This window comes from Rhodococcus sp. USK13 (assembly GCF_018343855.1).
Taxonomy (GTDB): Bacteria; Actinomycetota; Actinomycetes; order Mycobacteriales; family Mycobacteriaceae; genus Rhodococcus_F; species Rhodococcus_F oxybenzonivorans.
Map to the genome: position 1 here is coordinate 1737255 of NZ_CP069242.1, position 25191 is coordinate 1762445.

At 66.4% G+C, this 25191-nt stretch carries 24 protein-coding genes; 15 read left to right on the forward strand and 9 right to left on the reverse strand.

All coding sequences use genetic code 11. From position 1 onward, the window contains the following. From JQT59_RS10860 to JQT59_RS10885, 6 genes are all read left to right on the forward strand, one after another. Positions 1 to 1221 (forward strand): HpcH/HpaI aldolase/citrate lyase family protein, encoded by a 1221-nt coding sequence (locus JQT59_RS10860; RefSeq protein WP_213576141.1) that lies wholly within the window; start codon positions 1 to 3, stop codon positions 1219 to 1221. Next, positions 1218 to 2501 (forward strand): phosphoribosyltransferase family protein, encoded by a 1284-nt coding sequence (locus tag JQT59_RS10865; RefSeq protein ID WP_213576142.1) that lies wholly within the window; start codon positions 1218 to 1220, stop codon positions 2499 to 2501. The genes JQT59_RS10860 and JQT59_RS10865 overlap by 4 nt, the downstream gene beginning before the upstream one ends. Next, positions 2498 to 3622 carry a cysteine protease StiP family protein gene (locus tag JQT59_RS10870; RefSeq protein WP_249354340.1) on the forward strand — a complete coding sequence of 375 codons (1125 nt, stop codon included), beginning with the start codon at positions 2498 to 2500 and terminating at the stop codon, positions 3620 to 3622. Before JQT59_RS10865 ends, JQT59_RS10870 begins: the two co-directional genes overlap by 4 nt. Then, the gene (locus JQT59_RS10875; RefSeq protein ID WP_213576143.1) at positions 3619 to 4527 is read left to right on the forward strand and encodes an HAD family hydrolase; all 909 of its coding nucleotides are present in this window, start codon (positions 3619 to 3621) and stop codon (positions 4525 to 4527) included. The genes JQT59_RS10870 and JQT59_RS10875 overlap by 4 nt, the downstream gene beginning before the upstream one ends. 63 nt (positions 4528 to 4590) lie before the next feature. Beyond that, the gene (locus JQT59_RS10880; protein ID WP_213576144.1) at positions 4591 to 5802 is read left to right on the forward strand and encodes a TerD family protein; all 1212 of its coding nucleotides are present in this window, start codon (positions 4591 to 4593) and stop codon (positions 5800 to 5802) included. Between the two features lie 9 nt (positions 5803 to 5811). Beyond that, positions 5812 to 7371 carry a TerD family protein gene (locus tag JQT59_RS10885; protein WP_213576145.1) on the forward strand — a complete coding sequence of 520 codons (1560 nt, stop codon included), beginning with the start codon at positions 5812 to 5814 and terminating at the stop codon, positions 7369 to 7371. A gap of 3 nt (positions 7372 to 7374) precedes the next feature. Here JQT59_RS10885 and JQT59_RS10890 read toward each other — a convergent pair whose 3' ends face one another. The 3 genes from JQT59_RS10890 to JQT59_RS10900 form a co-directional block, all read right to left on the reverse strand. After that, positions 7375 to 8781 carry an ABC1 kinase family protein gene (locus tag JQT59_RS10890; RefSeq protein WP_213576146.1) on the reverse strand — a complete coding sequence of 469 codons (1407 nt, stop codon included), beginning with the start codon at positions 8779 to 8781 and terminating at the stop codon, positions 7375 to 7377. Between the two features lie 116 nt (positions 8782 to 8897). After that, positions 8898 to 9752 (reverse strand): LLM class F420-dependent oxidoreductase, encoded by an 855-nt coding sequence (locus tag JQT59_RS10895; protein ID WP_213576147.1) that lies wholly within the window; start codon positions 9750 to 9752, stop codon positions 8898 to 8900. A gap of 58 nt (positions 9753 to 9810) precedes the next feature. Then, positions 9811 to 10131 carry a GYD domain-containing protein gene (locus tag JQT59_RS10900; protein WP_109333912.1) on the reverse strand — a complete coding sequence of 107 codons (321 nt, stop codon included), beginning with the start codon at positions 10129 to 10131 and terminating at the stop codon, positions 9811 to 9813. Positions 10132 to 10213: 82 nt separating this feature from the next. Here JQT59_RS10900 and JQT59_RS10905 point away from each other — a divergent pair, with 82 nt between their 5' ends. After that, positions 10214 to 11053 (forward strand): DUF72 domain-containing protein, encoded by an 840-nt coding sequence (locus tag JQT59_RS10905; protein WP_213576148.1) that lies wholly within the window; start codon positions 10214 to 10216, stop codon positions 11051 to 11053. 42 nt (positions 11054 to 11095) lie between these two features. Further along, positions 11096 to 11569, forward strand: a complete 474-nt coding sequence (locus JQT59_RS10910; RefSeq protein ID WP_213576149.1) for a hypothetical protein — start codon at positions 11096 to 11098, stop codon at positions 11567 to 11569. A 4-nt stretch (positions 11570 to 11573) separates the two neighbouring features. Here the strand turns inward: JQT59_RS10910 and JQT59_RS10915 are convergent, their stop codons facing one another. After that, positions 11574 to 12089, reverse strand: coding sequence for a MarR family winged helix-turn-helix transcriptional regulator (locus JQT59_RS10915; RefSeq protein ID WP_374432977.1), 516 nt, complete (start codon positions 12087 to 12089; stop codon positions 11574 to 11576). A 75-nt stretch (positions 12090 to 12164) separates the two neighbouring features. Here JQT59_RS10915 and JQT59_RS10920 point away from each other — a divergent pair, with 75 nt between their 5' ends. From JQT59_RS10920 to JQT59_RS10945, 6 genes are all read left to right on the forward strand, one after another. Continuing rightward, positions 12165 to 13589 (forward strand): FUSC family protein, encoded by a 1425-nt coding sequence (locus JQT59_RS10920; RefSeq protein WP_213576150.1) that lies wholly within the window; start codon positions 12165 to 12167, stop codon positions 13587 to 13589. A gap of 50 nt (positions 13590 to 13639) precedes the next feature. Further along, positions 13640 to 14020, forward strand: a complete 381-nt coding sequence (locus JQT59_RS10925) for a hypothetical protein (RefSeq protein ID WP_249354341.1) — start codon at positions 13640 to 13642, stop codon at positions 14018 to 14020. A 65-nt stretch (positions 14021 to 14085) separates the two neighbouring features. After that, entirely contained in the window at positions 14086 to 14754 is a 669-nt protein-coding gene (locus JQT59_RS10930; protein ID WP_213576151.1) for a SanA/YdcF family protein, read from the forward strand. Positions 14755 to 14817: 63 nt separating this feature from the next. Continuing rightward, entirely contained in the window at positions 14818 to 15897 is a 1080-nt protein-coding gene (locus JQT59_RS10935; protein ID WP_213576152.1) for a VIT1/CCC1 transporter family protein, read from the forward strand. 8 nt (positions 15898 to 15905) lie between these two features. Next, positions 15906 to 16067, forward strand: coding sequence for a hypothetical protein (locus JQT59_RS10940; protein ID WP_213576153.1), 162 nt, complete (start codon positions 15906 to 15908; stop codon positions 16065 to 16067). Between the two features lie 144 nt (positions 16068 to 16211). Next, a complete protein-coding gene (locus tag JQT59_RS10945; protein ID WP_213576154.1) occupies positions 16212 to 17687 on the forward strand; it encodes a glycoside hydrolase family 183 protein in 1476 nt (491 codons plus the stop codon). A gap of 58 nt (positions 17688 to 17745) precedes the next feature. Here the strand turns inward: JQT59_RS10945 and JQT59_RS10950 are convergent, their stop codons facing one another. The 3 genes from JQT59_RS10950 to JQT59_RS10960 form a co-directional block, all read right to left on the reverse strand. Further along, a complete protein-coding gene (locus JQT59_RS10950) occupies positions 17746 to 18957 on the reverse strand; it encodes an SfnB family sulfur acquisition oxidoreductase (protein ID WP_213576155.1) in 1212 nt (403 codons plus the stop codon). Positions 18958 to 19046: 89 nt separating this feature from the next. Beyond that, on the reverse strand, positions 19047 to 20270 hold the full coding sequence (locus JQT59_RS10955; RefSeq protein ID WP_213576156.1) for an acyl-CoA dehydrogenase family protein: 1224 nt from the start codon (positions 20268 to 20270) through the stop codon (positions 19047 to 19049). Continuing rightward, positions 20267 to 21532, reverse strand: a complete 1266-nt coding sequence (locus JQT59_RS10960) for an acyl-CoA dehydrogenase family protein (RefSeq protein ID WP_213576157.1) — start codon at positions 21530 to 21532, stop codon at positions 20267 to 20269. The genes JQT59_RS10955 and JQT59_RS10960 overlap by 4 nt, the downstream gene beginning before the upstream one ends. Before the next feature lie 100 nt (positions 21533 to 21632). On the opposite strand from JQT59_RS10960, the gene sfnG reads away from it, so the two are divergent. Next, positions 21633 to 22748, forward strand: a complete 1116-nt coding sequence (gene sfnG, locus JQT59_RS10965) for a dimethylsulfone monooxygenase SfnG (protein WP_213576158.1) — start codon at positions 21633 to 21635, stop codon at positions 22746 to 22748. 43 nt (positions 22749 to 22791) lie between these two features. On the opposite strand, the gene JQT59_RS10970 is transcribed toward sfnG, so the two are convergent. Together JQT59_RS10970 and JQT59_RS10975 are read right to left on the reverse strand one after the other, a co-directional pair. Then, positions 22792 to 24441, reverse strand: coding sequence for an FAD-binding dehydrogenase (locus JQT59_RS10970; protein WP_213576159.1), 1650 nt, complete (start codon positions 24439 to 24441; stop codon positions 22792 to 22794). Further along, entirely contained in the window at positions 24438 to 25145 is a 708-nt protein-coding gene (locus tag JQT59_RS10975) for a TetR/AcrR family transcriptional regulator (RefSeq protein ID WP_213576160.1), read from the reverse strand. Before JQT59_RS10975 ends, JQT59_RS10970 begins: the two co-directional genes overlap by 4 nt. Positions 25146 to 25191 lie beyond the last annotated feature (46 nt).

The following is a 25191-nucleotide window of genomic DNA, read 5'->3' on the forward strand; positions in this document are numbered from 1 at the left end:
ATGAGTATTAGCGAACAGACCGCGGCAGGCGCCGTGGCACGGGGTACCACGATGCCGCGGGTACGGCACTTTCACCACCTCGACTCACAGACCCACGAACGGTTGTTCCTGCACGCACCGCAGTCACTGGAACCGGACGAGGACAGGGTGGTGCTGGCCGTCGCCCTCGGTGCGACGTTGTACGTGCCGGCCACGCGGTCCGACCTGGCGGACATCGTGCGTCGCCGGTCCGCGGAGGGCGTGTGCTCGATGGTCCTCGACCTCGAGGACGCCGTTGCCGACGATCAAGTGGAGTTCGCGCTGCTCAATGCCGTCGACGCGCTCGACCGGCTGGCCGCTTCGGGTGGTGCCCGGCTGCAGCTGTTCGTGCGGGTGCGGGCGGCCGCGGATCTTCGGCGCATCGCCGAGCTGCTGACCACGGGCGCGGATGTCCTCACCGGGTTCGTGGTACCGAAGTTCGGGAGCGTCACCGGCCGCGAATTCCTCGACGAGCTGGCCGCGGCGTCCGATCGTCTCGGCAAGCACCTGTACGCGATGCCCGTGCTCGAATCGCCGGAACTGGTACACCGTGAGACCCGTGACCACGAACTCGCGCGTATCGGCGAGTTGCTGGCCGAGCGTCGTTATCAGATCCTCGCGGTGCGGGTCGGGGCCACCGACATGTGCGGCACCTTCGGGATCAGACGTGACCGCGACCTGACGATCTACGACGTCCGGGTGGTGGCCGACGCGATCGCCGCCATCGTCAACTACCTCGGGCGCAGCGACGACACCGGGCACGTCATCACCGGACCGGTGTGGGAGTACTTCGCCGATCACGAGCGGATGTTCCGGCCCACGCTGCGCGCCACTCCGTTCGAGGAACACGACGAGGTGCGGTTCCGTCAGCAATTGGTGAGCCGTGATCTCGACGGACTACTCCGTGAAATCGCGCTCGACCGGGCCAACGGTATCCAGGGCAAAACGGTGATCCACCCCACCCACGTGGCCGCCGTGCACGCCCTGTCCGCGGTCACGCACGAGGAGTACCACGACGCTCTCGACATCCTCGGCGCCGACGGCGTCGGCGGGGTGCGCGCCTCGGGGTACCGCAACAAGATGAACGAGATGCGCCCTCATCGCAATTGGGCAGAGAAGACGCTCGTCCGAGCCAAAGTGTTCGGCGTGACAAATGAGGGGATCACATTCGTGGATCTGTTGACTGCTCTGGCCGTCCGATGACGTCACCGACCGCGTTACGCGAGGTGCCCTGGGCCACCGAGCATCTCGGGCTGACGCTCGCCCACGTCGATTCGGCGGTCGGGCTCACCGTTCCCGAGCTGATCGAGCCGGGGCTGCGCCGCAACCCGCGCCGTGCGCACCTGCTCGTCTCGACGGTCCTCGGCAAGCACCTGCCCACCGAACCCGGGGTGGTGATCTCCGCGGGCAACACCCTCGGTGACCTGGTTGCCGAGGTACTCGGTTCGGACGCCGATCCAGTGGTGCTCGGATTCGCCGAGACCGCGACCGGCCTCGGGCACTGTGTCGCCGCCCGGCTGCACGCCCGGTGCTACCTGCACTCGACTCGTCGTGACGTCCCGCAGGTCGGGACATTCGCCGGGTTCGAGGAAGGGCACTCCCACGCCACCAGCCACCAGCTGCAACCGACCAGCGGCGAATTGTTCGCCAACGACCTGCCACTCGTCCTCGTCGACGACGAGATCTCCACGGGGGCCACCGCCGTCGACGCGATACGCGCACTGCACCGGCACAACCCGCGAAGCCGCTACGTGGTGGCGTCGCTCGTGGACATGCGTACCTCGGAGCATCGCGACGCCATGGACGTCGCCGCGGCGGAGCTGGGTGTGCGGATCGACAGTGTCAGCTTGGCGCAGGGCCGCACCGAGCTCCCGGACGGGCTGGTGTCGTCTGTCGCCGCTCTTCCCGACCCGGTGCTCAATGGCGTCGCCGAACGGGCGGGTACGGTCGAGCGCATCGACCTGGCATGGCCTGCAACGGTTCCCGACGGAGGGCGTCACGGATTCCTGAGCGAAGACGTTCCCGCCTTCGATCACGCTGTCGGATCCGTGGCTGCCGCACTCGGTAAACGTCTCGATTCTCGGCGCCCCGTGATCGTCGTCGGGCACGAGGAGTTGATGTACTTGCCGCTGAGGGTTGCAGAAGCGCTCTCGACGTCCGGCCATCGGGTGCGATTCCAGACGACGACGCGGTCGCCGGCGTACGTGCTGAACGAGGCCGGCTATCCGCTGCGCCGTGGATTCCGCTTCACCGCACCCGAATCCGGTGAGGAACAGCCCAGATTCCTGTACAACGCCCAGTGGCCGGACGAAGATGCCGTGGCGGTCGTGATGGTCGACGCGCCGGCCGATACCGACCGGCTGACTTCCGAAGGCGGCCTGCTCGACGTGCTCACCGCATCGGGCACCGACGTGGTGCTTGCCGTGGTGTCGGGAGCCGACCCCGCCCGGCTACGGGCCGCACGAGAGGGTGCGTCGTCGTGACGGGCCCGATCGGACCCGACCCGTTGACCGGACCCGATTTCGGGTCGTACGCCGCCGAAGAGGTGGCGTGGCTCCTCAAAGACCTCTCCCACGTGAACCTCGAGGCGGGCGTGGCCGAGCGGGAACGGCGCATCCAGGCGGGTGACGCCCACTACGCCGAAACCCTGCCGATCGAGTATCAGCCGGACGCCGAGTACCGCGAGCTGTTCGAGAAGGTCCTGCAGGACAGTGCCATCCGACTTGCCCGGGCAGTGGGGACCGTGACCGAACTGGTCCTGGCCGAACGAGGCCGGGACATCACCCTCGTATCGCTGGCGCGCGCCGGGACCCCGGTGGGCGTGTTGATGCGGCGGTGGGCGCGCGAGGTTGCCGGAGCGACGCTGCCCCACTACGCCGTCTCGATCGTCCGGGACCGCGGTATCGATGCGACCGCCCTCGACTATATTGCGGCGCATCATGATTCCCGCAACGTGGTGTTCGTGGACGGCTGGACGGGTAAGGGCGCCATCGCGCGCGAGCTGTCGCAGGCGCTCACCGAGTACCGCGACGCCGGGGGTGCCGTTTTCGACGACGACCTCGCCGTCCTCGCCGACCCCGGGCACTGCGTACGCACGTTCGGCACCCGCGACGATTTCCTCATCGCCTCCGCCTGCCTCAACTCGACGGTCTCCGGACTGGTGTCGCGCACGGTCCTCAACGACACCCTGATCGGGCCGGGCGACTTCCACGGCGCCAAGTTCTACGCCCACCTCGCGGGTGAGGACGTGTCCAATCATCTCCTCGACGCTGTCTCCGCCGCTTTCGCCGATGTGCGCGAACACGTTCCCGGTGACGTGGAGAAGCTGCTCCGCGGTGACAGGACACCGACCTGGGACGGCTGGAAGTCCGTCGAGGCAATCCGCAAGCAGTACGGAATCTCCACCGTCAACTTCGTCAAACCGGGAGTCGGTGAGACCACCCGTGTGCTGCTGCGACGGGTGCCGTGGCGTGTACTCGTTCGCGACCTCGACGCGCCTGAGCACGCGCACATTCGACTGCTCGCCGCGGCGCGCTCGGTTCCGGTCGAGGAAGTGCCCGACCTGGCGTATTCGTGCATGGGCCTCATCAAGGATGTGACATGAACAGGCAGGACACGAAAAGTTCGGGCAGGACGGCGCTGATCGCCACCGACCTCGACCGGACCATGATTTATTCGCGTACCGCGATGGAGCTCGGTACGGCCGAGTCCGACGTGGCGTCCACGCCGGACGCCGAGGACGTGCTGTGCGTCGAGGTGTACGACGGAAAACCGTTGTCGTACGTCACCTCCGCCGCTGAGGCCATGCTGAGGAAGCTCACCGCTTCGGCGGTGGTGGTCCCCACGACGACGAGAACCATCGTGCAGTTCCAGCGGATCGAGTTGCCCGGCGCGCCCTGGCGGTATGCCATCACCACGAACGGCGGGAACATCCTGGTCGACGGGGTACCCGACAAGCAATGGCGCACCGGTGTCGAGACCGCGCTCGCGGCCGATGGCGCCTCACTCGAGGAGGTCGGGGCCGAACTGGGTCGCCGGATCGACGACAGCTGGGTCCGCACTTTCCGCGTCGCCGACGAGTTGTTTTCCTACCTGGTGGTCGATCCCGAAGCGATGCCGTCGGGATTCGTCGAGGAGTGGGACGAATGGTGTGCGGCGCGGGGATGGGGGGCGTCGCAGCAGGGTCGCAAGATCTACACGATGCCGAACGCGGTCTGTAAGAGCCTCGCGGTCGCCGAGGTTCGTTCGCGGCTGATCGACGACGGCGTGCTTCCGCCGGACGCACCGGTTCTCGCAGCCGGTGACGGTGCGCTCGACGCCAACATGCTCAGCGCCGCCGACGCCGCGATCCGCCCACGCCACGGTGAACTCGAATTGGCGAACTGGCAGCATCCGACGCTGTCGATCACCGAGAGCAGCGGCATCGCCGCTGGTGAGGAGATTCTCCGGTGGATGTCGGCGCGCGTCGCCCACGGTGCGGCGGCGACGTCGGTCACCTCTCTTTTGTAGGTTGGTAGGCAAACCGGTCGAACGGGACGAACCCGACGCTCCCCACAGTGAAGGAATCACGCAGTGTCCACTCCGCTTTCCAAGGGTCAGAACGGCCCACTGAGCGTCAACGAGGTCGTCGTCTCTCTCGAACTGACGGCCGCCGCAGACCTGTCCGCACTTCTCGTGACCGAATCGGGAAAGGTGCGCTCCGACGCCGACTTCGTCTTCTTCAACCAGCCGAGCGGTCCGGGTGTCCAGCTGGTTCCGGGACCTGCCGGTCAGGCGGCCTCGCTGAAGGTGGCGCTCGGGTCGGTGCCCGCCGACATCGAGCAGGTGCGCGCGGTGATCACCCTCGACGACACGAACAGTAACTTCGGCCGATTCGCACCGCCGACCGCTCGGGTGGCCGATGGTGCAGGTAACCCGTTGTACGAGTACAAGATCGAGGGCCTGAACTCCGAGTCGATCGTGATCGCTCTCGAACTGTATCGGCGTCAGGGTGCCTGGAAGGTGCGGGCCGTGGGCCAGGGATACGCCGGCGGATTCGCGGCACTCGTCACCGATCACGGCGTCTCCGTCGACGACGCGCCCGCACCTGCACCCACACCGCCCCCGGCCGCACCCACACCTGCAGCTCCCACTCCGCCCCCGGCAGCTTCCACTCCGCCTCCGGCTGCGCCGGCCGCCCCGGCCGAGGTCAGTCTCACCAAGTCGCGGCCGGTCAGCCTCACCAAGGGGCAGAAGGTCACTCTCCGCAAGGAGGGGGGCGTCGCGCTCACGTACATCCAGATGGGCCTCGGCTGGGACCCCGTCGAGAAGCGTGGAATGTTCGGCAGCCGTTCCGCAGACGTCGATCTCGACGCGTCGGCAGTGCTGTTCGCCGACAACAACCTCGTCGACGTCGCCTACTACGGACAGTTGGCCTCCAAGGACGGTTCGATCCGGCACCAGGGCGACAACCTCACCGGGGAGGGCGCCGGCGATGACGAGGTGATCATGGTGGATCTCACCCGTATCCCGCCGCACGTGTCCAGCATCGTCTTCATCGTGACCTCCTACCGGGGGCACACCTTCGAACAGGTGAAGAACGCTTTCTGCCGGTTGGTCGACAGCACCTCGCAGGCGGAGCTGGCCCGGTTCACCCTGCAGGGTGGCATGCCGTTCACCGGAATGGTGATGGCCAAGGTGTACCGCGTCGGCGGCGAATGGAAGCTCCAGGCAATCGGTGAGGGCATCCAGGCCAAGCACGCCGGTGAAGCGGCTCCGCAACTCACCCGGTTCCTCGGCATCTAGGGCTGGGCGGTGACGATTCACCTCGCGGCCGGCCAGAACACGGTGCTGCCTTCGCATTCGGTGCGTTTCCAGGCGGTGAACGCGAGCCCGATCGACGTGTCGGTGCTCGTGGTCGACGGGAACCTGCGCGCGCTGTCGTCGGATCACTTCGTGTTCTACAACGCTCGATCCGCGGCCGGCGTGACTCTCGACGACGGCAACGTGATTCGGCTGGATCTAGGCGAGGTGGACGGCACCGCTTCGGCGGTGCTCTGTGTGGTGAGTGTGGACCCGGCGACCGACGAGGGAACACCCCTCCCTCGTAGCGGATTGTCGGCCACACTCTCCGACGAGTACGGCGCTCCGCTGGTCGCTTTCGAGGTGCCGCTCGTCGGCAGCGAGACGGCGGCGATCTGCCTCGAGCTCTATCGCCGCGGCGACGCGTGGAAGGTGCGGGCCGTCGGGCAGGGCTACGACGGTGGCCTGGCGGAGCTGCTCACCCGGCACGGGGTCGAGGTGGACGAGCCCGAGCCGACAGTCCCTGCCCCCACGCCTGCCGGACCTGCCGCCGTGCCTCTCGACCCAGCCCACTCGTTCGAGCGGGCGTGGATGATCTTCGAGGATGCAGCTCGCTCTGCCGCCTCCTTCCGGGCATCCCGCGACTATGCCCAGGCACGGCTGGACGACGAGCTGTCGGCGTCGGTGGCCGACCAGTCCACGAGAAACAGCCCCGCCGCGGCGGGATTGCAGGCCCGAGCCCAGGAACGTCACGACGCGCTCCTCGCCGAGGCGCAGTCGAAATTCGCGGGTGAGACAACGCAGTTGGCCGAGGAACTCCGCGTCATCGACCCGCTGCTGCCGCGCTCGCTGGCCACCTTCGAATCGACCTCGTGGTCAGCCCGGGACGCGAGCAGTGCGAGGACCGACGGTCTGCGGCTCGGCGAATTGTCCGCACCCGATCTCGGCGACCTTCGGGTGCCGTTCTGTGTGCACTATCCGCTGGCTCGCCCGCTGTGGATCGTCGGGGACTCGGCGGAGGCCGCGCCCGTCGTCGCCGCACTGGCGGTACGCATGCTGGTGGCATCCGCCGCGGCAACGCCCACGCTCGAAGTCGTGGACCTCAGCGGTTCGTTGCGCGCTCTCACCGAGCCGCTCGCCGCGCTACTGGCTGCCCCGGTGGTGACTATCGCCGCCGACATCTCGGCACGGCTCGCCGCACTCTCGGACAGCGTCGACCTTGCAGAAATGGCCGCACGCAACGGAATCGCGGATACAGTGCCGTCCTCGCGCCTCGTCATCCTCAACGATTTTCCGCACGGCTACGGAGCCGAGGATGCGGCGCGCATCCTCCATCTGGCCGACCACGGTCCGGCAGTGGGGACGTCCCTGATCATCGTCGGCGACGACAGTGCGGCGGAGACGGACCCCGGTGTCGCGGTGCTCGAGCGAATCGCGCAACAAGTTCCGTCTTTGGGGGTTCTCACCGTGTCCGACCCGTGGACGGGCAACCAGTGGATCCTCACGCCCGACCGGCTTCCCGCTGATCCGCTGCAGCGTGCATCGGTGCTCGATTCGCTCACCGGGCGGTAACCCTTACTCGTCCGGTAGCTCGATCCCGAGTTCCCGCGCCTTCGCGGCGACCGCGTCGGGGAACACGTTGCGGAACAAGAACAGGTCTTGTCCGAGAACCCACCCGGGCGCGAGTTCCGTCGCGTAGCGCTCGAAGTAGCCCAGCTGCTTGCCGAACAGCACCAACTCCTCGGGGCTCGCGACACCCCACTTCTTGCCGATCCCGACCAACGCCATGATCAGTTCGCTGAGGCGTAGTTCGCCGAGGTCACGCCCGAGGAGGGGCGCGAGGGCGGCCGCTACCTGCAGTCCGACCTCCTCGTCGGTCGCAGGGTTGTCCGTCACATATCCCAGGCTCCGGATACCGCGGGCCATCCGGGAGAAGTCGCCGTCGATCAGCGTCGCATAGAACATGTCGCGGAGAATCTGACGCCACGACTCCGGGAGCTCCCCGACGATGCCGAAGTCGAGCATCGCGATACGGCCGTCGTCGAGCACCCACAAATTTCCTGCGTGCACGTCGCCGTGGAAGGGCCCGTGGACGATGACCGATTCGAGCCAGACCTTCACGCCCCGGCGGATCAGCATCCGGGTGTCCATGTGTGCGAGGTCGGGGAACCGGTCGAGGGGCAGTCCGTACATGCGTTCCATGCAGATCACGTGGGGACCGCAGTAGTCCCAGTACACCTCAGGGGTGGTGACCCCTTTGTTGTCCCCGAACGCCCCGATGTTGGTACGGAATCGGGCCTGGCGATCAGCCTCTACTGCGCTGTTGAGCTCCGTCATCGTGGCAGCGTGCAGGTCGCGGATGATGGCGGTGGCGTTGGCGATGCGGAAGAACTCGAAGAGCCGCTCGAGGATTCGCGCTCCCCAGTACGCGGTGCGCAGATCCACCACCATGCGGCGGAAGATGTCAGGGCGCTGTACCTTGATGACCGCTTCCCGGCCGTCGTGCAGAACGCAGGCGTGGACCTGCGCAACGGAGGCGGCGGCGAGGGGGGTGTCCTCGAACGCGGCGAACAGTGCGTCCACCGGATGTCCCAGGTCTTGCTCGATGACCCTGCGTGCCTCGGCAGCGGGTACCGGTGGGACGTCGTCGAGACATCGCAGGCACGCGTTGGCCAGCGGGGCGGGGAACACCCCGGACGACGACGCCATCAATTGCCCGACCTTCACGAAGGTAGGGCCGAGCACCTCGAAACCGTCGACCAACCCTTCCGACGCCGCGTCCGCTAGGGTGCGCCCGCGGCGACGGAAGGGCCAGCTGGCGACGGAGAACAGCACGTAGGCCACGACGACGACGCCGATGACCACCGCTCGCCACAGTTCCGCGCCGCGAAACCGGTCGAGGGTGACGGCGTCGACGGTTAAGGCTGCTTCGGGCGGTCCCGAGGCGTAGGGGCCGACTGGACGTGCCGTTGGCTCTTGCACAGTTCCTACCTTGCGTTCAGTCCTGGCTGCCGTTCAGCAGGGACCCTACCCCGACCGATGAGCCGGACTTCTGCCGGTATGCGGGACGTGCTGTCACACTATTTCGTTAGCGCAAGTCAGATCCCCAGCGCGGCCGCGAGTTCGCGAAGCGCGGGAACCGGATCGTCCCCGGCCGGCAGCACCTGAATAGCGACGTGGTCGGCACCGGCATCGAGGTGTTCGCGCAGGCGTCCGGCGATGTATTCCGTATCCCCGTGAGCCACCAGGGCGTCGATCAGGTCGTCACTGCCGCCGTCGGCGATCTGCTCCTGGGTGTACCCGAGCCGTTCGAGGTTGCTCACGTAGTTGCGCAGGTGCAGGTAGGGGTTGTCGACGGCGGCCCGTCCGATCGGGCGGGCCCGCGCGGTATCGGTGTCGAGAACGACCTTCTGCTCGGGCGCGAGTATCGGACCGGTGCCGAGGAGTGCGCGGGCCTCGCGGGTGTGTTGAGGAGTGGTCAGATACGGGTGGGCGCCGGCGCTGCGCGCCGCCGACAGCTCCAGCACCTTCGGGCCGAGGGCGGCCAGAACCCGGCGATCGGCCGGCACTCCGGCTTCGTCGAGGACGTCCAGGTAGCTCACCAGAGAGGAATACGGCTTGCTGTAGTTCAGTCCCGGCTGTTCGGGATGGCCGACGCCGATCCCGAGGAGGAAACGCCCGGCGTGACGCTTTTCGAGGCGGTGGAACGATTCCGCGACCTCTTCGGCGGGCGCAGTCCAGATGTTGGTGATGCCGGTGGCCACGGTGATCGTGGACGTGGCGTCGAGCAGGCGCTCCGCCACCTCGAGGTCGGCCGGCGGAGACCCGCCGATCCAGATGGCGCCGTAGCCTGCCTTCTCGATGGCAGCGCCCACCTCGGGCTGTAGACCGCCCACGTGTCGCCATACGCCGAACTGTCCGAGCTGCGGGGTATTCGCTGTGGTCTCTGTCATGTGGCGTGCAACCTCCCCTGTTCGCCTTTCATTCCGGCGACTCGTACTCGGCGGACCGTCAGCTTCCCGGTGCGCGATAGTCGGCCTCACGGCGTACGGCGTCGTCGATCTGTTCGGGCGTCAACAGCATGACCGACTCCGACCGTGCGGCACCGGATGCGGCGGTACGGATGCCGAGAGCGGCGGCCGCGACTTCGTCGGGTACGTCGCCGATGACGAACAGATCTCGTCCGCCGAGCGCGAAGTAGCAGGATTCTACTGTCCCGCCGATGCTTTCGACCATCCGCGTGATCGCCTCGCGTCGGGCGGTGCCACCCTCGGTGAGGAGGCCTTGCGCGCCTTCGGATGAGTACGTGACCTGCCAGAGGTATTTCGGCATGGGGCCTCCTCGGTTGTGGTCCGTCCCATGCTTCTCCCCGGGAGCGATCGCGCGCAAGGGGCAACGCCGTTAGTGTCGTGATATGGCGCAGGCCCGAATAGGTATCTCCGGTTGGACGTATCCGGGCTGGCGTGGCGATTTCTATCCGGAGGGGCTGGCTCACCGGAAGGAATTGTCCTATGCGGCGGGGCGTTTGACGTCCATCGAGATCAACGGGTCGTTCTATTCGTTGCAACGACCCACCAGCTACGCGAAGTGGCGGAGCGAGACACCGGAGAACTTCGTGTTCGCGGTCAAGGGCGGCCGCTACATCACCCACATGAAGCGGCTGGTGAACGCGGAGAGCGCGATGGCCAACTTCTTTGCCTCGGGTGTGCTCGCGCTCGGCCCCAAGCTCGGCCCGTTCCTGTGGCAGCTCCCCCCGACACTCGCCTTCGACGAGGCGAGCCTGGCCGCCTTCTTCGACCAGCTTCCGCGTACTACCGCGGAGGCGGCGGCGCTCGCGGCTCACCACGACGAGAAGCTGTCCGGCGATCGAGTTCTGCTCGAGACCGATGCCGACCGCCCGCTACGCCACGCGCTCGAGGTTCGCCACCACAGCTTCGACACGGCGGAGGCGACCGAACTGCTCCGTGCCCACGACATCGCCTTCGTGGTGGCCGATACCGCGGGCCGGTATCCGTTGGTGGAGGCGACCACCAGCACCTTCGTCTACATCCGGTTGCATGGCGACAAGGAACTTTACGCAAGCGGTTACGACGACGAAGCGCTGGACGGGTGGGCACTCAAGATCGAGCGGTGGATGGAGCAGGGGCTCGATGTGTTCGTGTACTTCGACAACGACATGAAGGGGTATGCACCGTTCGATGCGCTCCGGCTGATCGACCGCGTGCGGGGGAATGGAGGTGTCGGGCCGCCGTGAGAGGGTGATGGCGCACTTCTCCCGGAGAAAGAGGATCATCCGATGTGGCCTACACACTGGCCGACGGTCGCCCGCGACATTGCCGAAGCGGTCGACACCGCACTCGCCGCTGCTCGCTCGTCGGACGCGGCAGCGCTGACCGACGCAGCGGCGAAGCTGGCCGGGGCACCGCCGGAACAGGTTCGGGTAGTGCTGGCAGCCGTCGTCCGGGAACTGCTCGAGACACTCCACCCCGACGGCCTGACCGGCGAAGATATACAGGACGTGCTCGGGCGCTGCGCTCGCGCGGCCGCCCTCTGGCTCCCTGCCGTCTCGGTCGACGCCTTCGTCAGCGTGCTCACGGGCGCACTCGGGGTGACCGAGATGGAGGAGCACCCGCGATCACCGGAACGTGTGTTCGAGGCGGCAGTTCTGGTGATCGCCGACCTGTCGGCCACGGCCACAGTGCCCGCTACCGATTACCTGCGGCGGGCGCTCGACGAGATCGCCCGCGCCGAAACCGTCGAAATGCCCTGATCAGCTAAGGGTGGACTCCGGACTCGACGTTGGTGGCGATGCGGCGGAGCAGCCCGGCCAGGACTGAGCGTTCGTCCTCGTCCAGACCGTCGAGCAGCCGCCTGTCGCGCTCGATTCTTCGCGGCAACTCGGCGTCGACGAGCGCGCGGCCGGCGTCGGTCAGGTGAATCAGGACCACCCGCCCGTCGCGCTCGAAGGGCAGGCGTTCGACGAGGCCGAGCCTGCCGAGGCGGTCGACGTGTTTGGTGGTGGATGCGCCGCTGAGCATGGTCACGGCGGTTACTTCACTGGCCCGCAACGGCCGCCCGCTCCGGGCCAGCACGCACAGCACGTCGAACTCGGGGCGGGAGACGCCGTGTTCGTCGAGCGAATGGTCCAGCTGCTGCAAAGCGCGCGACCCGATGCGGGTGATCCGCCCGATCACCTCGATCGGTGAGGTATCGACCTCGGGATAGGTTTCGGCCCACTCGCGTCGGACGCGGTCGGTGAAGTCCTCGTCCGGACGGGAAGTGCTGCTCATGACAGCCATGGTAGCGACCGACCTCACACTAGTTCACAACTATTTTACTAATGAAGTATAAGCTACGCTCGAACAATGCCGGTTCTCCCTCGATACGTGCCCGACAGCAGTCGACTCGCACACTGCCGCACTGCGCTGAAGCATTCGGTGACCCCCGCCACCTGGCGTCGAGCGCTCGAGGTCCATCCGGTCGATGCCACCATCGCGCCGGCGATACGCGTGGGTGCCGCTACAGCGCTGGTGCTGGTGCTGGGCGGACTGCTCGGGCACGGAAACCTGGCGGGACTCGGTGCGCTCGGTGCGCTGACGGCGGCGTTCGGGCGGTACGAGCCGTATCCGCAGCTCGCCCGCAAGGCGGGTTTCGTGGGGATCGCCTTGGTTGTCTACGTCGCTGCCGGCGCACTGCTCGGTGCGGCCGGCTGGGCGGTGTGGTGGCAGATCGCCCTGATGTCTGTGGCCGCGGGTGCCGCTGCCTGGCTGCTGGCCGCCTTCCGGATCGCCGGCCCCGGTCCCGTCATCCTGATCTTCGCCGCCACCGCTGCAGTCGGGTATGCCTGGAATCTCTCCGACGTGGGACCGGCTGTGGCCGCTGTCGCAGGGGGAGTGGTCGTCGGGTGGCTCGCCGTCATGACGCCCTATTTCTTCCTTCCGCTCGGACCTGCGCGGCTCGCGGTGGCGAGGGCCCTCGCCGCGGTGTCGGAACTGGGTCGTGAGTGCGACGGCGGATCTCTGACCTCTGCCCGCCGGGCCGTCGATCGTGCGTGGGAGGTGCTAATACACACCGGCAGGCGCCAGGACGCGCACGTCCGTGAACTCTCCGCACTGCTCGCCGACGCGGAAACGGTGGTCGAGCGGTGGACGTCGGATCGAGACTGCGCCACCCTGCACACCCTCGCCGAATACGAGAGCGAACTTCGCAAGGTGAAGCGCCGCAGTGTTCTTCCCGGGGTCGAGGGTCCCGATCGAGATCTGCCGGCGGCCGGCCGTTTCCTTCCGGACGGCATGCGCCGGCTGCGGTCACGGGGCGCGGCGGTCAGTGCTGCCCGCATTGCGGTGGCAGCGCTCCTCGCCGGATGCTTCTGCCTCACTGTGGGGTTGGAGCATCCGTTGTGGGCATCGATGGGTGCGATGGCGGCCATGCAGGGCATGACTTTCAGTCAGACGGTGCAGCGCGGGATCCAGCGTTTGACCGGAAATCTGGCCGGCGCAGTCCTCGCGGCAGCGTTGATCGCCGCGGCTCTGGGGTACTGGCAGACGGTGGTCGTGATCGTCGTACTGCAGACGGTGACCGAACTCGTCGTCATCAGGAATTACGGCTTCGCGTCCGTCGTGATCACCCCGATGGCTTTGCTGCTCACCGGTCTGGGGTCGGCAGTCACCCCCGGCATCGCGGTCAGTCGGGTGATCGACACCCTGGTCGGCGTGGTGATCGGCGTGATCGTGTCGGCCGTGGCCATCAGTCGCACGGACGATCACCATGTGTCCCGGCCGAGTGCGTAGAACTGCGAAATACCCTTCAAGTACGCGCCGATCGGGTGTGGAATGTCTGTATGGACACAGAACAACTTCTACCGACGGATCGTCGAAGGATTGCGCGGTCAGCCGTGGAGTCGCTCGGTACGCAACGCAGTGATCACGCCATCGTCCGGGTGACCTGCCCGGCCAGTCACCGCGTTGCCACCGTGTACCGGACGGACGAGGGCCCTGTGGTCGTCGCCGGGGGTGGTCCCGGAGGCCACGGATCACGTGATCGGGCGGGCACCGGACATCATGGCGATCGACCCGGCACCGACTACATCGACATGCTCGACGCCTCCAGATTCGAGGACGATCAGATTCCGGCTCGGTGCGCGTGCGGTTCCCGCACCCTTTCTCGGTCGGAACTTCGGCAGGCGGTCCAGTCCCACACGCACGCCGTCTCGGTTCCCTGAGGGACCGAGCCGGTGTAGTAGAAACATCCGCGGGTCGGCGAGCCGGCCTGTGGTTGGATACCCGCATGGGGAAACGACGGTGGGTCCGCCGCATGCTCGGGATGGGAGCGGTGGCCGGGATCCTCGCCGGAATCGTCGTGGCCGCGTCGACGGTCTGGGTGTCGCGTCAGGCCACCGGCCACATCTATGACCTCGAGGATGCTCCGGCAGCTCCCGTGGTCATCGTCCTCGGTGCGCAGGTGCGTGACGGCAAGCCGATGGCGTACCTGTCCGGCCGGCTCGACGTCGCCGTCCAGCTCGTGAGGGACGGCCGCGCGCGTGCCGTCCTCGTGTCGGGTGACGCGGGCGGGAGGTCCGGCGACGAGGTCGCGGCGATGACGAAGTACCTGGTGGACAAGGGCATCGACCGAGATGTGATCGTCGGTGACCCTTATGGGCTCGACACCTACGACACCTGCGCGCGGGCCATACATACGTATGGTGTGACGAAGGCTCTGATCGTCACCCAGGAATTCCACGTGCCGCGGGCCGTCGCGCTGTGCCGCGACGCGGGCATCGACGCCGACGGCGTCAACGCGGGCTGCGACTGCAGTGTGTTCGCGAGGGCCAGGAACACCATCCGTGAACCACTGTCCAGGCCCAAAGCCGTGCTCGACCTGTTGTCCGGCCGGGACCCCGCGGTGGTGTCGGTTCGGGACGATGCACTCGCGAAGGCCCTCGCACGCCAGGACTGACTTCCGGCGTGAGTCACATGCCGCCTCGGTATCCTTCTCACAGTCGACGATCGGAGGCTGAGCATGGTGTCCGATTCCGGTGCCAGACCGGATCCCAGTTCCCAGGACATCCGGAAATGGCGTCGCTATCTCGCCGACGAGCGCGCGGAGGCGGCAGTCTACCGGGACCTGGCGAAGCGTCGGACGGGTGAGGAACGCGCGATCCTCCTTGCGCTCGCCGATGCCGAGGGTCGTCACGAAGCGCACTGGCGGGCGCTCCTCGGGGAGCACGTCGGCAAGCCCGTGCGCGGTGACCTCCGGACTCGGATCCTGGGTGTCCTCGCGAGAAGATTCGGCTCGGTGTTCGTGCTCGCCCTCGCGCAGCGCGCGGAGACGCGATCGCCCTATCCGACGGACGTCGACGCCACCGATGCCATGGGCGCCGACGAACGAATCCACGAAGAAGTGGTACGCGCACTGGCTGCGCGGGGACGGAATCGGCTCTCCGGCACCTTCCGTGCCGCCGTGTTCGGTGCCAACGACGGTCTGGTCAGCAATCTAGCGCTCGTGCTCGGCATCAGCGGAAGTGGCGTCTCCAATTCGATCGTTCTTTTGACCGGTCTTGCGGGTCTGCTCGCCGGCGCACTCTCGATGGGAGCAGGCGAGTACGTGTCGGTCCGATCGCAGCGCGAGCTGCTCGAGGCCTCCACGCCGGGACGTGCCGCCCGTGAGGCGGTGGCTCTCCTCGACGTCGATGCCAACGAACTTGCCCTCGTCTACCGGGCGCGCGGAATGTCGGTGGAGGAGGCCGAGAACCGCGCGAACGAGGTGCTGCAGACCACGTATCACCCTGAACCTGCGACCGAGAGCGTCGACCAGCACGAGGCCGTCGGCACCGGAATCGGTGCTGCCGCGGCCAGTTTCAGTTTCTTCGCGTCAGGTGCCATCATTCCCGTACTGCCGTACCTGTTCGGGCTGGAGGGCACTGCAGCGCTCCTCGTCGCTGCTGCGCTCGTCGGCGTGGCGCTGCTCGGAACCGGTGTTGTGGTCGGGCTGCTTTCGGGTGGCCCACCCGTCAAGCGGGCTCTACGCCAGCTGGCAATCGGTTACGGCGCCGCGGCCGCGACCTACGCGCTGGGGATGCTGTTCGGGACGGGCGGCTGAGACTCGCCGTGACCTTCCGCGGGGACATTCGGGTCGTCAGGACCGCGCGTACAGCGTCGGGTAGCTTCTCGCGACGACTGCGCGGCGGCTTGGTCAACGCGGATGCGATCCCCGGCTTCAGTGCACGCGTGGAGGCATTGTTCGCCCGGGTGCTGGGGCTCGAGGTGTAGCGACAGTCGGCGCCGCTGAATGTTACCCCCGGGTATGGCGTGTGGGAATCGGTGGACGTAACCCGGCGATGCTAAGTTGCCCTCGCCAGGTGTGGCCGAGACGGACCTGTGCGCGGAAAGAGTGGACAGCGGAGGGGTTCGGGGATGTCGAAGAGATGGGTCGCGTCGTTCGCGGCGGTGGCTATCGGTTCGGGCGTGATCGTCTACTCGAATCAGAGCTCGGCCGGCGCCGAACCCGAAACGGTGTCCAACGGGGTGCCGGGTAGTGGTTCGTGCGCCAGCGACAGCACCAACGAAACCGCTTCGCTCATACCGGAAAAGCTCGAAATTCCGATCCCGTACCCGAAGATCACCACCGTTCCGTACCCGGCGCCCACCACGGAACCTACGCGTATTGCTCCGCCGCCGCTGCCCGCGGACCCGTGCATGGATCCCTGCCCCGACCTCACCGACGACACCGAGCTCGATCCCGGAAACCTGTCGAGTGTGTTGAACATTCCGGATGTCAGCGTGAAATTCACGCCCTTCCACCTCGGCATTCCCGTCCCCGGCGCAGACGTGGCCTTACCGCCTCCACCGCCGCTGGTGCATCCCGCGACCGAGGAAGCGCCCCGGAGTCCTGCTCCGGCAACCCCGAAGATCGGTGACGTGACCCGGGTGGCCAAGGTGACCGGGGCCGGCTCCGTCAGCCGGACCGACAAGCGCTACCAAGTCAACGGCACCGACCTGGGCATCATGTGGGAGAGTGCGCCCGACCAGGTCGCAGTCGCCTTCGGTGACACCGTCGGCAAGGGCTTCATGCCACCCGGTGGCCAGGGCGGCGACTGGCGCAGCAACGTCCTCGGCTTCAGTTCCGACCGCAACCTCGCAGACGGTATGAGCCTCGACAGCATGGTGCAGGACAGCCGTTGTCACGCGGCGGAACTGCTGGACAGCCGGAAACTCGACAACGTCGAGATCACGACCATTCCGACGTCGGGATTCGCGGTCGGCAACCGGCAGTACATGAGTTACATGTCGATCCGGACGTGGAACAGCATTCCCGCAACGTGGTGGACGAACTATGGCGGTATCGCCTACTCGGACGACGGCGGGTCGACGTGGACCAAGGACCCCTACGCCAAGTGGGACAACATTTTCGGCGTCACCAAATTCCAGGTGGCCTCGATGGTTCCGGTCGGCGACTTCGTCTACATGTTCGGTACTCCCAATACCCGGCTGGGTTCGATCGGCCTCGCGCGGGTTCCCGCCGATCAGGTGCTCAACAAGTCGGCCTACCAGTACTGGCAGCACGGAAACTGGACCCCGGTCGGTGGTTTCAACGAGGCCACCCCCATCGTGAACGCGCCGGCCGGCGAACTGTCCGTGCGGTATGAGGAGGCCACCGGCAAGTGGCAGATGTCCTACCTCGACACCTCCAAGGCGGCCATCGTTCTCCGGGAGTCCGATTCGCCGCAGGGTGAATGGTCGGACGGCGCCCCGATGGTCAGCGCCATGGAGTATCCGGAGCTGTACGGCGGTTTCATCCACCCGTGGTCGAGTGGTGAGGATTTGTACTTCACCCTGTCGACGTGGTCCGACTACAACGTGTTCCTCATGAGGGCGAAGCTGGGCGGCTAGCGCCCGTGAGTGGTTGACGAGTCCAGGGACTCCTTAACCACTCACGAGCCCGGAGGGCCTACAGCAGCCCGTGCCGGGGCGGAATGGTCCCCGACAACGTCCACCGGCCGATGTGCTGGATCTTCCAGCGTGTGGGGTCGTGCAGGGTGTGGGTACGCGCGTCGCGCCAGAAACGGGAGAGATTGCCCGACTCCGACGCACTGCGCGTGCCCCCGAGCTCGAACAGCACGGACGACGCCTCGAGTGACGCTCTTGCCGACGCCACCTTGGCAGCGGCCGCGTCGATCGAGGCGACGGCGGCCGTCGACTCGGTCAGGTCTCTGCGTGCGGTATCGATGCTCCGGGCCCCCTCTCGCAGCAGAGCGGTGGCCGCCCGCACCCCGAGCGATGCTTCACCGGCCAATTGGACGAGCAGGGGGTCGTCGACGGCGTCGCTGACACCGGCTTCGAAGTACGGCCGCGCCCGACGTGCCGACCGTACCGCCTCGTTCAGCGCGGCGGACGCGATGCCGGCGTCGATGGCTGCGTGCAGTATCTGTGCCTGGGCACCGTACGTGGTGGGTGCGTCGAAGATCGGGGAGAACGGCACGACATGGGCCGTGGGCACCCGCACGGAGTCGAAGGTGACGGTGCCGCTCGCGGTGGTTCTCTGGCCCATGCCGTCCCAGTCGTCGACGATCGAGAGTCCCGGTGCGGTCCTCGGGACGTAAGCGACAGCTTTGGCCGGTTTTCCGGTTGTTGCGGTGGCCCCGGAAAGTGTGGCCCGTACGGCGATCCAGTCGGCGAAGAGCGCGCCGGTGCTGTAGAACTTCGTTCCGTCGACGACGAAGTCGGGGCCCTCCTCGACCAGAGTGGTGGCGTCGACGTCGATGGTCGTCGTCCCGCGCTCGCTTTGCGCATTGGCGAACGGCGCACCGGCGAGAACTTCGCTGTAGAAGAACTTGCGCTGATCGAAAGTTCCTTGAAGCCGCAAGACCTCGAGGAACGTGTAGTGGCTGTGCGGGATCTGCGCAATACTCGGATCGGATTCTGCCAGAAGGCGAAACACCTCTGTGAGCGTCTCCGTTCGGGCATCGATTCCGCCGTGCTCGCGCGGGACGCTCAGTGCGAGAAGGCCAGACTGTGCCAGCGCCCGAATCTGGTCGTTCGGCAGTGTCCGTTCCGCGTCACGGGCCGAGGCGTCGACGGCGAATTGTGCGGCGAGATCGGCGGCGACGGCCAGGGCCTGCGCCTCGTCGGTGATCCGGTGAGCGTTCTGGACGGCGGTCATGGTCCTCCGAGTGGTCGTGACGTGCCGAGTCCGGCTACCGGGTGTGGCAGCCGGACTCGGCGATCAGTGAAACGTAGATGTGCGAGATCCTAGGTGTACCAAGTAGGTTCGGGAATCTCGCCGGTCAGGACGTAGCCGCCCACCTCGCGACGCTTGTACGCCACGGGATCGTGCAAGGTATGCGTTCGGACGTTACGCCAGAAGATGTCCAGCCCGACACTGTTGGAGGTGGCGCGCGCACCCGTCAACTCGAAGACTCTCGTTCCGATTTCGAGTGCAACGTCGGCAGCCCGTAGTTTCGCTGCGGCAATCCGCACGGCGAGATCGCCGCGAGCCTGCTCGGTGAGGTTTTCCCGCGCGTCGTGCAGGACCGCGTCGGACTCGCGATTGACCTGATCGACCAAGGCCTCCGCTGCCCACAGCTTCGCCTGCAGGTCGCCGTAGCCTTCACGCAGGTACCACTCGTCGGTGGCGAATTCCTTGTTGTCGCCCCCGTACGGCCACGGGCGCGTGCGCGTTCGGGTGTACTCGGCGGCGGTGTCGAGAGCGCCGCGGGCGATTCCGACGTAGAAGTTGGCGAACACGATCTCGAGTGCCGGGAAATTCAGCGTGTTGTAGACGAGGGGCTGGAACTCCTTGTCCACGAACCCCGCTGCCCCCGCCCAGTCCACCTCTACGTCATTGATCTCCACCGAACCGGAATCGGTGAGGCGTTGGCCCAGGTTGTCCCAGTCACCGCGGAAGACGATACCGTCCTGAGCGGTCGGAACGATGGCGAACACATGGGTGGCGGTGCCCTCGATGATGCCCTCGAGCACGGTGAGGTCGGTGGCACGCCCACCGGTGGAGAACGATTTCACGCCGTTGTACACCAGGGTCTCGCCACGGTCGACGATGGTGAGGTCGGTGTCCCGCGGGTTGACCGCACCGCCGAAGAGGAAGTTGTTGCTGGTGTACAGCTCCTCCACCGCGCCGATCTGAGGTTCGGTGCCGACGAGCCGCACGGCCCACGCCCACAGGTAGTGGTATCCGAGGAGCTGCCCGATCGAACCGTCGCCGCGGGCGATCACCCGGACGACCTGATACGCCGTCTCCCAGCGCTGTCCGCCGCCACCGAACTCGGTGGGGCCCAGGAGTGTGACCAATCCGCTGTCCTTGAGGAGCTGGACTTCCGCGTAGGGGGCGGCTCCGACGCGGTCGCGTTCGACGGCGTCGCGGGCGAGGATGTCGCTCACCTTCTCTGCGCGGGCAATCCACTCTGCGCTCGTGGTCGGGGTCTCTGCCCAGACTGTATCTGCCGTGGTTACTGTCATGACTGATCTCCTGTGTCGTTCCGTGCGGTTCCGATGGCCCAGACGTAGATGGGCTCGGTTCCGTTGATTTCGTAGTCGCCGACGACCTTCGCCTTGAACACCACCGGGTTGTGGCTCGCCACGGTGCGCGCATTTCTCCAGAACCTGTCGAGGCCCCAGCCGCGGTCGACACCCGAGGCGCCGAGTGCGTCGAAAATCTTCGCCGTCGCCGGGACGACTAGGGACGTCGAGGCGATCTGTCCTTGCGCGGAGGCGATTTCGGCGGCGATGTTGGCTGCCTTCTCCTCATCGGGGTCGCTGCCGAACGCGGCCTCGTAGGCCCATTGCGCCGGCTCCGCCGCATGAATCGCGATGGCCTCGGCTGCGTGCGCGGCAGCGGACACCTCACCCACCACCTGCTGGATCTGGGCGTCCTGAGCGTAGGTGGGTGCGTTGCCATGACTGAACGTGCGGGTGCGGGCGGCGACGCGTGCGGCAAGGGCGTCCGTCGCGGCTCGGGCGATCCCGGCCAGAGTCGCCAGGTGGAACAACTGGTAGAAGGCGGTCTGATACTTGAAGCGCGTGGAGAAGTCGAAGATGTTCTCCGGCCGGACCACTGCGTTCTCGTAGGTCGATGTGCCCGAACCGGTGGTCTGTTGCCCGAAACCGTTCCAGTCGTCGCTGTGGGTCACACCCGGTTGGCGTGCGTCGACGGCGGCGATGACGAAAGCACCGGTGTCGGTGCGCTGCGAATACAGGTCGATCCAGTCCGCGAAGATGGACCCCGTGCTGTAGTACTTGGCGCCGTTCGCGAGGAAGTGATCACCGTCGGGTGAGGGCGATACCTTGGTGTTGGCTTCCCCGAGGGCAACGTCTCCGATCTCCGTCCACGCGTTTCCCACGAGTTGGCCGTCGACGAAACGCTGCAGCCAGAGGTCGCGGTCCACGCCTTCGGCTGCCACCAGACGGTCCTCGACGAATGCGAAATGGCCACGCAGAGCCTGGGTGACATTGGAATCCGCGGCCGAGAGTTCGACGAGAAGCCGGAACAGCTGCGGAATGCTCGCGCCGAAACCGCCGTGCGACGTGGGTACCCGGATTGCGCCGAAACCAGCTCTCTTCAGGGCGTCGATCTGTTCGTAGGGAAGAACATGGTCGCGTTCGCGCTGCACCACCCCCTCGGCGATGTCGGAGAAGATGGGGCGGAATGTATTGGCGAGCGTGTTGTAGTCCGTCTCGCTTGCGATCGGGGGAGCAGCTCTTCGCTCCTGTACGGCTGTCATGTCAGCGAAGCTCACACGCCTCCGCAGGAAGGAGGAAGGGTTGCACGCGTCATGATCGGAAGGGTGGCCGCAACCGTGGCGAACAGGTTCGATCCTGGGTATGTCAACGGAACACATCGCCGATCAGATCAAGTTCGCCTACTGGGTGCCCAACGTCAGTGGCGGACTGGTCACGTCCGACATCGAACAGCGCACGAGCTGGGACTACGAATACAACAAGAAGCTCGCCCAGACGGCGGAGAACAACGGTTTCGAGTACGCACTCAGCCAGGTGCGCTACGAGGCGAGCTACGGCGCGGAGTTCCAGCACGAGTCGACCAGTTTCAGCCTCGCGCTGCTGCTCGCCACCGAGCGGCTGAAGGTGATCGCGGCGGTGCACCCCGGATTGTGGCAGCCCGCCGTACTGGCGAAGCTGGGGGCCACAGCAGACCACCTCTCGAACGGCAGGTTCGCGGTGAACGTGGTGAGCGGCTGGTTCAAAGACGAGTTCACCCACCTCGGAGAGCCCTGGCTCGAACACGACGAGCGCTACCGGCGCAGCGCCGAGTTCCTGCAAGTGCTGCGCAAGATCTGGACCGAAGACGAGGTCGATTTCCGAGGGGACTTCTACCGCATCCACGACTTCACGCTGAAGCCGAAACCGCTGAACACGTCGGAACGGCCCAACCCGGAACTGTTCCAGGGCGGAAACTCTTCAGCGGCCCGGGCGAACGGCGGACGATACGCGGATTGGTACTTCTCCAATGGCAAGGATTACGACGGTGTCACCGAGCAGATCGTGGACCTCCGCCGGCATGCGCGTGAGGCGAACCGCGAAGTGAAGTTCGGTCTCAATGGATTCATCATTGCCCGCGACACCGAAAAAGAAGCCCGCGATACCCTCCGGGAAATCATCGACAAGGCCAACAAGCCGGCCGTCGAAGGGTTCAAGTCGGCCGTCCAGCAAGCGGGTGCGTCCACCGCCGACAAATCGGGTATGTGGGCGGATTCGACCTTCGAAGATTTGGTGCAGTACAACGATGGGTTCCGTACCCAGCTGATCGGCACACCCGAGCAAGTCGCCGAGCGCATCGTCGAATACCGTCGCCGCGGCGTCGATCTCATTCTGGGCGGCTTCCTCCACTTCCAGGAGGAGATCGAATACTTCGGCGCCAAGGTGCTGCCCCTCGTCCGCGAACTGGAGGCGGCCGAGAGGCTTGTGTCCGTGAGTGGTTAGCGAGCCCAGAGACTCGTTAACCACTCACGGGCGGCGGAGCCGCCTACCGGGCGAGGGCCCGGCCGGCGGCGCGCCCGGAGAAGATGCAGCCGCCGAGGAAGGTGCCCTCGAGGGCGCTGTAACCGTGCACTCCGCCGCCGCCGAATCCGGCGACCTCACCCGCGGCGTAGAGGCCCTCGAACGGGGTGCCGTCCGGCTTGATGACCTGTGAGTCGAGGTTGGTTTCGAGACCACCCAGGGTCTTGCGGGTGAGGAGGTGCAGCCGGACAGCGATCAGCGGGCCGTTTTCGGGGGCGAGTATCTCGTGTGGGGCGACGACGCGAGTGATCTTGTCGGCGAGAAGGTTCCGTGCATTGTGGATAGCCATCACCTGGAAGTCTTTGCTGTAGCTGTTCTTCACCTCGCGGTCTCGGGCCACGATTTCATGTTCGAGGTCCTCGTACTTGATCAGGGGCTGGTCGGTGAGCGCGTTCATGCCGTCGACGAGGTCGCGAAGGTTGTCGCGGACCACGAAATCGACCCCGTGCTGTTTGAATGCTTCGACTGGTCCGGGTGCACCCTTTCTCAGGCGCGCGGCGAGGAGCTTGAAATCCCGCCCGGTGATGTCGGGGTTCTGTTCGGAGCCCGACAGCGCGAACTCCTTCTCGATGATCTTCTGATCGAGCACGAACCACGTGTGGTGGTGGCCGCTGTTCATGATGTATTCCAGCGTTCCCATGGTGTCGAACCCGGGGAAGTTGGGGCTGGGCAGCCGTTTCCCGTTGGCGTCGAACCACATGGACGACGGGCCGGGAATGATCCGGATTCCGTGATTGGGCCAGATGGGGTCCCAGTTCTGGATGCCCTCGGTGTAGTGCCACATGCGGTCGCGGTTGACGATGTTGCCGCCCGCGTTCTCGGTGATTTCCAGCATTCTGCCGTCGACGTGCGCCGGGACCCCGGCGAGCATGTTCTCGGGCGCCTTGCCCAGCCGGGCAGGCCAGTTCTTCGCGACCAGTTCGGGGTTTCCGCCGATGCCGCCGGAGGTGACGACCACCGCCTGCGCCGAGAATTCGAAGTCCCCGACCGCCGTTCTCGAGCTCTTCACCCCGCGCGGCTCGGTGGAGGGTTCGAGGACGGTGCCGCGCACCCCGGTGGCGGCGCCGTTGGTGACGACGATCTCGTCGACCTGATGTCGATGCTTGAACGTGACCAGTCCGCGCTGTGAGGCGGCGATGACGCGGGTGAGGAAGATTTCGACGACACCCGGTCCGGTGCCCCAGGTGATGTGGAAGCGGGGCACCGAGTTGCCTTGCCCGAGAGCAGATCCCCGACCGCGCTCGGCCCACCCGACATTGGGCATCAGACGCAGGCCGAGGTCGTGCAGGTATTGGCGCTTCTCGCCTGCGGCGAACTCGACGTACGCCTGCGCCCACAGCCGCGGCCACTGGTCTTCTCGTTCGCGGTCGAAGGCGGCGGTGCCCATCCAGTCCTGGATCGCGAGCTCGTACGAGTCCTTGATACCGAGACGCCGCTGCTCGGGCGTGTCGACGAGAAACAACCCGCCGAGTGACCAGAAGGCCTGCCCGCCGAGGTTCGAGGAACTCTCCTGCTCGACCAGCAGGACTTTGCGGCCCGCCTTCACCATTTCATAGGTGGCGACGAGACCGGCCAAGCCGGCGCCGACGACGATGACATCAGCCTGTTCGGTCACGAAGACTCCTCTTGTCGGGCGGTGCGTGGTGGGGTGGTGTCGGGCCGGCTGTATGCCGTCACGACGTGGGTGAACAGATCGACGCGCAGTTCCCGGGCGGACGCGCTGGCGTCCTCGATCAGGCACTGGACGCTGGTGCCGTCGTGTACGGCGACCAAGGCGCGGCCCAATGTCTGCGGGTCGCCGACAATGGTGCGGCCGAGTCGGCCGAGGGCACTCTCGAGGATCGGCACGATCGTGTCGAGGATCGCTTGTTCGCGCGCCGCGAGGGCCTTCTTCAAGGCGGGATTACGTAGCGCATGCGCGGTGAATTCGGCGTTGATCCGGTACCACTGGTCGTCGACGGGAACGACGTCGAGTATCAGGGCGGTACCTGCACGCACCTTCTCCGACGGCGGGAGATCGGTCAGGTCGATGTCCGACGACTCGGCTGCCAGTCGAATGTGCTCGAGCATGGCGGTGGATCGCTGCTCCCACATGGCGAAGAACATCTCGTCGAGGGAGGCGAAGTTGGAGTAGAAGGCGCCGCGCGTGTATCCGCCGCGCTCACAGATCTGTTCGACCGTCGAGCGCCCGAACCCGTTCTCCGAGAACACCTCGCCCGCTGCGTCGAGTAGGCGCCGCCGTGTTTGGCCTCGCCGTTTCGTCACCCTCCTCGGCGCGTCGGTGGCATGGTGAGGGGTAGGCGCCGAAGATGTCGCCATGTTCCCTCCTCGGCGCCGGGGTCGGTGGACTCACTCGATACACTAA

Coding starts and splice junctions, on each gene's coding strand:
- JQT59_RS10935 (WP_213576152.1), top strand. CDS start 14,818: ATGGTGTCCGATTCCGGTGCCAGACCGGATCCCAGTTCCCAGGACATC.
- JQT59_RS10945 (WP_213576154.1), top strand. CDS start 16,212: ATGTCGAAGAGATGGGTCGCGTCGTTCGCGGCGGTGGCTATCGGTTCG.
- JQT59_RS10860 (WP_213576141.1), top strand. CDS start 1: ATGAGTATTAGCGAACAGACCGCGGCAGGCGCCGTGGCACGGGGTACC.
- JQT59_RS10915 (WP_374432977.1), bottom strand. CDS start 12,089: ATGAGCAGCACTTCCCGTCCGGACGAGGACTTCACCGACCGCGTCCGA.
- JQT59_RS10975 (WP_213576160.1), bottom strand. CDS start 25,145: ATGGCGACATCTTCGGCGCCTACCCCTCACCATGCCACCGACGCGCCG.
- JQT59_RS10865 (WP_213576142.1), top strand. CDS start 1,218: ATGACGTCACCGACCGCGTTACGCGAGGTGCCCTGGGCCACCGAGCAT.
- JQT59_RS10920 (WP_213576150.1), top strand. CDS start 12,165: ATGCCGGTTCTCCCTCGATACGTGCCCGACAGCAGTCGACTCGCACAC.
- JQT59_RS10900 (WP_109333912.1), bottom strand. CDS start 10,131: ATGCCGAAATACCTCTGGCAGGTCACGTACTCATCCGAAGGCGCGCAA.
- sfnG (WP_213576158.1), top strand. CDS start 21,633: ATGTCAACGGAACACATCGCCGATCAGATCAAGTTCGCCTACTGGGTG.
- JQT59_RS10910 (WP_213576149.1), top strand. CDS start 11,096: ATGTGGCCTACACACTGGCCGACGGTCGCCCGCGACATTGCCGAAGCG.
- JQT59_RS10875 (WP_213576143.1), top strand. CDS start 3,619: ATGAACAGGCAGGACACGAAAAGTTCGGGCAGGACGGCGCTGATCGCC.
- JQT59_RS10955 (WP_213576156.1), bottom strand. CDS start 20,270: ATGACAGTAACCACGGCAGATACAGTCTGGGCAGAGACCCCGACCACG.
- JQT59_RS10960 (WP_213576157.1), bottom strand. CDS start 21,532: ATGACAGCCGTACAGGAGCGAAGAGCTGCTCCCCCGATCGCAAGCGAG.
- JQT59_RS10925 (WP_249354341.1), top strand. CDS start 13,640: ATGGACACAGAACAACTTCTACCGACGGATCGTCGAAGGATTGCGCGG.
- JQT59_RS10895 (WP_213576147.1), bottom strand. CDS start 9,752: ATGACAGAGACCACAGCGAATACCCCGCAGCTCGGACAGTTCGGCGTA.
- JQT59_RS10905 (WP_213576148.1), top strand. CDS start 10,214: ATGGCGCAGGCCCGAATAGGTATCTCCGGTTGGACGTATCCGGGCTGG.
- JQT59_RS10930 (WP_213576151.1), top strand. CDS start 14,086: ATGGGGAAACGACGGTGGGTCCGCCGCATGCTCGGGATGGGAGCGGTG.
- JQT59_RS10950 (WP_213576155.1), bottom strand. CDS start 18,957: ATGACCGCCGTCCAGAACGCTCACCGGATCACCGACGAGGCGCAGGCC.